The sequence below is a fragment of the Sneathiella sp. genome (assembly GCF_002694385.1).
Taxonomy (GTDB): domain Bacteria; phylum Pseudomonadota; class Alphaproteobacteria; order Sneathiellales; family Sneathiellaceae; genus Sneathiella.
On sequence record NZ_NZMB01000020.1, the window covers coordinates 52723 to 60410 of the forward strand.

The 7688-nt window shown below is 59.1% G+C and carries 6 protein-coding genes and 1 pseudogene; 2 read left to right on the forward strand and 5 right to left on the reverse strand.

Features of this window, described 5'->3' with window-relative positions; genetic code table 11:
* Positions 1-22 precede the first annotated feature (22 nt).
* The 5 genes from CMN55_RS14015 to CMN55_RS14035 all read right to left on the reverse strand — a co-directional run bounded on the left by CMN55_RS14015 (position 23) and on the right by CMN55_RS14035 (position 4553).
* Positions 23-856 (reverse strand): DUF1365 domain-containing protein, encoded by an 834-nt coding sequence (locus CMN55_RS14015; RefSeq protein WP_293950438.1) that lies wholly within the window; start codon positions 854-856, stop codon positions 23-25.
* The gene (locus CMN55_RS14020) at positions 850-2127 is read right to left on the reverse strand and encodes an NAD(P)/FAD-dependent oxidoreductase (protein ID WP_293950439.1); all 1278 of its coding nucleotides are present in this window, start codon (positions 2125-2127) and stop codon (positions 850-852) included. Before CMN55_RS14020 ends, CMN55_RS14015 begins: the two co-directional genes overlap by 7 nt.
* Before the next feature lie 71 nt (positions 2128-2198).
* Positions 2199-3557 carry a sensor histidine kinase gene (locus CMN55_RS14025; RefSeq protein ID WP_293950440.1) on the reverse strand — a complete coding sequence of 453 codons (1359 nt, stop codon included), beginning with the start codon at positions 3555-3557 and terminating at the stop codon, positions 2199-2201.
* A 9-nt stretch (positions 3558-3566) separates the two neighbouring features.
* A complete protein-coding gene (locus tag CMN55_RS14030) occupies positions 3567-4247 on the reverse strand; it encodes a response regulator transcription factor (protein ID WP_293950441.1) in 681 nt (226 codons plus the stop codon).
* Positions 4248-4361: 114 nt separating this feature from the next.
* Entirely contained in the window at positions 4362-4553 is a 192-nt protein-coding gene (locus CMN55_RS14035; protein WP_293950442.1) for a hypothetical protein, read from the reverse strand.
* Positions 4554-4964: 411 nt separating this feature from the next.
* On the opposite strand from CMN55_RS14035, the gene CMN55_RS14040 reads away from it, so the two are divergent.
* Together CMN55_RS14040 and CMN55_RS17295 are read left to right on the forward strand one after the other, a co-directional pair.
* Entirely contained in the window at positions 4965-7334 is a 2370-nt protein-coding gene (locus CMN55_RS14040) for an ankyrin repeat domain-containing protein (RefSeq protein ID WP_293950443.1), read from the forward strand.
* 119 nt (positions 7335-7453) lie between these two features.
* Positions 7454-7588, forward strand: a pseudogene (locus tag CMN55_RS17295) (ABC transporter permease); the annotation flags it as partial.
* Positions 7589-7688 lie beyond the last annotated feature (100 nt).

A 7688-nucleotide genomic window follows, 5' to 3' on the forward strand; every position in this document is an offset into this window, starting at 1 on the left:
TGTTCCCCTTGCGATAGCAAAATTATGAGGCAATGCGCTTGTCCTCCCCTGTGTGCTTTCCCTCGCGCCCCGACTTGTCCGCCGCCGCACCGGCGGCAGTGGCTTCAAGGCCATGACTTGCGCTGATCTTCTGCGCCTGCTGCGGCGGTTTTGACCGGACGCGGATCCCGCGCAGGAAAAGCCGCAGGGCCTGCCAATGGATCAGTCCGATAGCCTTCAACGTCACAAGCGGATGCCGCCAGAAGGCGCGGGAAAGCGTGCTTTGCGTCAGGGGCGAAAACCGCCCGTTCAATGCGGTGACAAGCTGCCGTTTTCCTTCCGCATCGTGATAGTCAATGCGGATATCGAGAGTGTCGCCGGTCAGGTCGAAGCGGAATCTGTAACGGCCGCTCCGCTCCAGAAAGGGCGAGACATGGAAGAGTTTCTCCGCCTCCAGCCAGTTATCCCCCGTGATCGGCGCCTGATCGGGATGAGCGCAGAGATAGCTGTGCTGTTCGCCGAAGGTGTTATGCACCTCGCACAGCACGGCGCGAAGCGTCGCCGCCCCATCGAGACAAAGATAGAAGCTGACCGGGTTGAACACATAGCCGAGCACGCGCGGCATGGTGACGAGGACAATCTCCGCCGTCTGTTCATTGAGGCCGTGATCGTTCAGGATATCGCGAACCCAGCCTTCCGGATCGCTGCCGTCCCGCCGCCCCACATCGCGGGCGTGAAAGCTGGCGAGCCAGCCCGGCACCGGCGCGGCGGGCAGCGGCAAGGCCAGATAATAAACGCCATAGGAAAAGGCGTTTTTCTTTGGGAAAAGCCGCTTGTGCATGACCGTGGCGGTATAGATTTGCGGCTTAGTCACCATGATGGCTGTATCCCCATATCCTCCGCCATGGCGACGGCGCTGGCGAGGGCATCCTCATGAAAACCATAGCGCAGCCAGGCCCCGCAGAAACGATAGCGGTCGCGCCCCTGAAGGGTCGGCATGGCCTTCTGCGCGCGCAGGGCGGCGGCGTCGAAAACGGGATGGTCAAAGAGGAAATCATCATAAACCTGCGCCGGATCCGGCTCCCGCCCCGGATTGAGGGTGACGATCAGCGTCTGATCCGTCGGCAGGGGTTGCAGATTATTCATCCAGTAACTCAGCGATACAGCGGGGGACGTATCGGCACGTTCATCGGACAGATAAACCCAGCTTGACCAGGCCGCCCGGCGGGACGGCAGAAAGCGCGTGTCGCCATGCAGCACGGCGCGGTTCGGCTGATAGCGGAAGGCGGACAGGATATCCCGCTCTTGCCCTGTTGCATCCGCCATCAGGCGCAGCGCCTGATCGGCATGGCAGGCGAAGACAACTTCATCATAACGCGCCATTTCTTCGCGGCTGTCCGATATAATGACACCGCCCCCTGCCTCCTCCCGCTGGACGGCGTTAACGCCGCAGTCAAGGCGGATATTTTTCTCAAAAGGAGCGATAAGGCGGCGGACATATTCTCGGCTGCCGCCTTTGACGGTGGACCATTCGGGATGGTCATTAACGGTCAGCAGACCATGATTGTCGAAAAAACGGATGAAGCTTTGCGCCGGAAAATCCAGCATATCCTCAACCGGCGTGCTCCAGATGGCGCCGCCCATGGCAAGCAGGTAATAATCGCGGAACCACCGCCCCATGCCCAGCTCATCAAGGCAATCACCCAGCGTGACATCGGGATCCGCCTCCAGATAGGTTCGCGCCTTGCTGTTGAAGGTGAGAATATCACGCAGCATCCGCCAGAAAGCAGGGCGGATCAGATTGCGTTTCTGGGCGATCAGACCGCCCGCCGTGCGCGTGCCATATTCCAGCCAGCCGCCCGCGACACTCACCCCGAAGGACATATCGCTCCGGGCGACGGGCACCTCCAGATGCGCAAACAAGCGTGTCAGCAGCGGATAGTTGCGATTGTTGAAAACGATGAATCCCGTATCGACGGGGATATCCCCCGCCTCCCCCGGCACCGTCACGGTCCGGCTGTGCCCGCCGACATAGGAATTTTTCTCATACACCGTGATGTCATGATGCGGATGCAGCAATGACGCGGCGCCGAGGCCGGAAATCCCGGTGCCGATAATTGCTATTTTCTTGCGTTCAATGCTGCTCAAGGCGTCGTCCTGCTGTTAGTGATGACGCTTATAAACCCCGCGCCTTTGCCTTCAGCTTACGCAATCCTTAATTATTGGTAAGGTTGGAAAATGAGGCGAACGCGCAGGCCCGGCTCGGCATCCTCCAGCAGGATACGCGCCTGATGCAACTCGGCCACCGCCTTCACCAGGCTGAGGCCGAGGCCGTTTCCGGGGGTGCTGCGGCTGCTGTCACCGCGATAGAAATGCTTGAACACATCCGCCTTTTCACTCTCCGCAATACCGCTGCCCTGATCTTCGATACAGGTGGTGATGCGGCCTTTTTCCAGCCCGGCCGTGAGGCGGATTACCCCTCCGGCGGGGGAAAATTTGATGGCGTTATCCAGCAGATTGGCGAACATCTGAAACAGCAGGTCGCCATCGCCCCGGAGCCGGAGCCGGGGCGGCAACTCTGTCTCAAGACGGAGGCCCCGCTCCTCGGCCAGTGGTTCGTACAAATCCGCCACATCGGTCAGAAGGGTGCTGAGGTTAACCTCGCGAAAATATTCGGCGCGGCGGCCCTGCTCGATATTGGTGATGCGCAGCAGCGCGTGAAAAATGCCGAGAATCCGATCCGCCTCGACCAGCAGGGCGTCTATCTTCTGTTCGTCAACTGGCTGGTTTTTCAGCGCCTCGATATCGCTGCGAAGGCCGCTCAACGGCGTTCGCAGATCATGGGCGATATTATTGCTGACCTCCCGGATACCGCGCATCAGGCTCTCGATCCGCTCAAGAAAGCCGTTCAGTACCTGTGAGAGATTGCTGAGGTCATCCCATTCACTGTCGATGGACAGCCGCTGCGACAGATCGCCCGTCTCCACGATATTGCGCGCGATGGCGGCAATCCGGTTGATACGGCTGACAACAAAATAGCTGATGGCGAAGCTGACCACGATGACCGCCAGCATCAGGATCATGATCAGCGCGCTGAGCTGCCGGAGCTGATCATAGCTGGCGATCAGATCATGGACATTGCGCGCCACGATCACGCGCGATCCGTCAGCAAAGGTATGAATTTTAGCGGCGAAGTCCTGCGGTCCCGCTTCTGTCTCCAGGGGAAAGCGCAGCACCCCCTCGGTTATGCGATCCGGTCTTTCGGGCAGCGTGTCGATTGTCCCGGCCAGCCGTTCACCCGTGGCACTTTCATAGCGGAAACGCACAACGGGATCGGCGGAGGCACGCATCGTCAGATAGGGAATGAGGTTGTCCGGCCCGGTATCCGCCAGCGTCGTCATCATGCTGATCTCGATGTCGATGGCGGCCTCACTTTCGCGCAGGAAATCGCGCTTGCCAAGGTCAATGAGGAAATAGCCGAGTATGGCCGCTGACAGGCTCAGCAGGATGGTGAACAGCAACGCCATCTTGAAGCTGGAACTTTCGAGATATCGGCGGGGCCGCGGGTCCGTCTGCATCGGCGGCTCCTAAAATCCGTCTTCGATGATATATCCGGCGCCGCGTACCGTCTTGATCAGGCGGCTGTCCGTATCGCCGAGCTTTTTGCGCAGGCGGCTGATATGCACATCAATCACGCTGCTTTGCGGATCGAAATGATAGTCCCACACCCCTTCAAGCAGCATTGTCCGGGTAACAAGCTGCCCCTTGAATTTCAGCAGATATTCCAGCAGCCGGAATTCCCGCGCCTGTAGCTCCACCACCTTGCCGCCGCGCCTGACCTTGCGGCTCAGCAGGTCCATTTCCAGATCTCCCGCTTTGAGATGGGTCGTCTGCTTCGCCCCCGGCGCGGCCATCCGCTTGCCAAGCGCCTCGACCCGGGCCAGCAGCTCGACAAAGGCAAAGGGCTTGACCAGATAATCATCGCCCCCGGCGCGCAGGCCCGTCACCCGGTCATCTACATCACCGAGGGAACTGAGGATAAGAACCCCCACGAGGTTGCCGCTGCCGCGCAATGTCTTGACAAGCGTCAGCCCGTCGATTTTGGGCAGCATGCGATCGACAATCAGCACATCGTATTTTTCCGTCAGCGCCAGATGCTGCCCGGTTTCACCATCTTCCGCCGCATCGGCCGTATGCCCGGCCTCCCGCAGCCCCTTGTGGATATAATCGCGGATTTTCGCATCATCTTCGATGATCAGTATTTTCATATTCTGCTATCTGGGCCCGTCCCTGTCCTGCGCTCCCGGCCATCATAGCCCGTCCCGGCCACCGCGCCTATACCCCTGGTCGCATTCTTGCGCCGGGATGCCCCGCGGTCCGCCTCAGCTTCGATCGATAGAACCGATAAGCTGATAGAGATTAAATAGCGTATCATTGGCCGCTTCCGCCAGTTTACGGCAGTCCGGATGATCCCTGACGAAGGCATTTTCCATCAACTGGCTTTCGACGCTTTCGGCGAGGAACAGCGCCATATGCAGGGCTTCATGTTGATGAAAGGCGTCCGGTTTTTGCATTTTTTCCTCGCAGCGTATCGGGAGTTTTCAGTTTATCGCCGCAGGATAGGCGGCGCGCAACGAATAATCCAGCATCCTATGCGCAGCCATGGACGGCGGATAAAATGTTAAATCCAAGAAGGGACGGAATATCTGCCAGGATTCGGTAAAAATTACGTAATACTGGCGAAAAAATTGGTAAATTAAGTAAAATTTCATCCTATATTTACAGTATAAAGCCTATACAGCGAATATTAAAAACAGTTATGGGAGAAATTCGGGAAATATCAGGAAAATTGCCCACAGCGCCATCCGGGCGCTGAATATAATGGCAAGGCGGCGTCTGATCGCGTGTAACTGACATTCCTGCAAAAAACTGACAATAATGTCACAACGGCTCACATCGCCAAAAAAAGTCCGGAGTCCGTATTTATGCAGATCAGCCTTCTAAACCGTGTCAGCATCCTGCGCGCCGCCGTTATCGCCAGCCTGTTATCGCTTGGCGGATGTTTCACCCCAGTAGTGACGAGCAGCGGCTCCTTTGGTGACTTCAGCCGCCTTGATCCGCAAAGCCAACGCCAGCAGGTCAAGACCAGCGAAAATCCGGATAAATTGTTCGAAGCGCTGGTTTACGGCCTGGTCTCGGACCGGACCGATCTTGTAGCGGAAGCGCTGAACGGCGGGGCGGATCCGAACCGCGGGTTGAGTTGGGAGTTCATCCGGCAAACCAGATTTATTGAATACGAAAAAGAGACCCGGGCACCGGTTACGGACAAGGTATGGGAAGATGGCGGTCCGCTGACAGCATATTCCTTTCTGCTCGGCGGATGGTGTAACGAGACGGAAAAGACCACGGGGCGTTGCGTCCTGAAAGGGCCCTGGTCAGTCTATGACGTGCCCTCAACGCTGTTTCCGGTGTTCGCCCTCGTCCGCAGCCCCGAAGCCGTTGATCTCATGCTCCGCCATGGGGCGAAAACGGATCAGGAGCTTCTGGATGGCACCTTTCACGCGGCAGCCCGTTTCGGCGAAGTGGCTCTCATGCAGCGGCTTGTGGAAATGGGCGCCCGGCCGGATGCCATGGGCGTTGACGGGATGTTTCCCCTGCACCGCGTCGCGCAATTCGGACATGCGGAGGCCATTGCCTGGCTGCTGGATCAGGGGATAGACCCGAATACCGGCAGCGCCGCGGTTGAGCCCGTTGCCGCCCCGGCAGGCGGGCGCCTGTATCTCGGCCCCGGTATCGGTCAGGCAGGCGTGACGCCGCTGCATATCGTTGCGGCCAACGGGGTACGGGACATGAAATACGACCAAAAAGACCTGCAACCGCTGATCGGCGGCGTGGTGCCGGGTGCCCCGGGGGCGCAGGCCGGTCTTCAGGCGGGCGATGTGATCCGGGCCATTAACGGCCAGTCCATCAATTCTTTCAAGGATTTTGTCGACATTGTCCGCGCCTCTCCCGGGGTTCCGCTGTCTGTCCGGATCGAGCGGCAGGGGCAGCTCTATGATACCCGTCTCACACCGTCCGGCCCCGTGGGCGGCGCTGGCCGTGGCGCTTCCGGCGCAGTCGGGGCTTCCTCAGGAGCAATCGCCATCGGTCAGCAGACAATTGGTAAGGCATGGGTTACTGGCGAGCTATGGCGTCCGGACTGGCGCACTTATTATACCTACAACGAAGGATACCGGGAATCGCTGGAGCTTCTGATCGCGGCCGGGGCCTATATGGATGCCCGGGCAAACTGGCGCGTGATGCCGAGCTGGTGGAACGCCACCGGCAATCTCGCGGCTTTTGACCAGACGCCCCTGCATGTCGCCTATGATAAGGCTTCTTTCGATATTGTCGAAGGTCTGATTGACAATGGCGCGGATGAAGACGCGCGCCTCGCGACAGGGGAAACGCCAAAACAAAACTCAGGCAAAGAAAACCTGGCGGTTCAGACGGAGGTCTGGCGTTATGAGCAAGAGCAGCGCATGGCACAGGTCCGGCAACGGCAGCAGGATAATGCATCAGATAACAGTTTCGCGAAGATGATTGCCCTCGGCGGGGCGGCCGCTATAACGGCCTATGGCGCCGGTCAGGGCATGGGCGCCGAATCCCTCACCATGGGTGCCGGCATGGCGGCAGATATTCTAAGTGATGGCAAGGCAGGCGGCATTGATACCGCGCGCGATGCCTTGCAAAATCACGCCGCAACGCAGCGCCAGATGGCATCGCCCCTCACGCCCGTCATGCCGCCCGCGTCATCGCCTGTTTCCTCGGCGTCCCCGCCCGCATCATCCGGGCCCGCCGCGACCGCCACCACGCCCCTTTCCCTGCCCGGGCAGGTGGCAGGGGCCTGTGAAAACACATTATCCATCGGGTCAGTGCAGCATTCCTTCCTGCAGCTTTCCCTGCCAAGCGGCAGCCGGATTGCGGTGCAGGCCTCCGTCCATCCCGCAAAAGGCGGGCGGGCCGTGCGGCTTGAAAGTGTGGGGAGCGTCGGCAATGCCAGCCGGATTGTCGCGCAAATCCTCATTCCGGGCAACGCTTCCGCGCCGGCTAACCTATCTGTCATGGACGATAATACAGTCCCCGGCCTTGAAAATGGCGCCGTTGGGACATTGGATGTGTATCGCGGCCGGGAATATGCCAACTTCCGCAGCAACTTCGATTATGGCCGGAACCGCACCATGGGGTCCGTCCAACTGCTGGAGACGGGCGCGCAATTACGCGGTACGTTCAGCTTTGATGCGGTTGAGGATGGTTATCCCCGGCGCGGAAATCAATACAAGGCGGATATTGCCGGCAGTTTCTGCGTCTCCTAACGCCGCTCCGACTATTCCCCTGTCATTGATAACGACGACAGATGACCAGCCCCATGGCCTGGTCATCCCATACCCACATGTCATGCGGCCATCGCCCTCCCTGTCACATCCCGGCATCAATAGCCGGGCTGACATCGAACAATCTATCTTTTGTGTTGCAGGGGGGATTGATTGTGTCGGCCCTGGCGGTTTTGATTTATGACGGCCTGAGCTTGCTGGAGCGGGTTTCTGCGCGCCGGATTGGCCGGAGTTAAGGCGCGGGCCTATTTGAGTGTGGAGGACAAGGAGCCCTTTTTGCGTGCATCTGCTCTGCTTCCGGAGTTGATTTGTTGGAGAGGGCCGTTAACGCAGAAA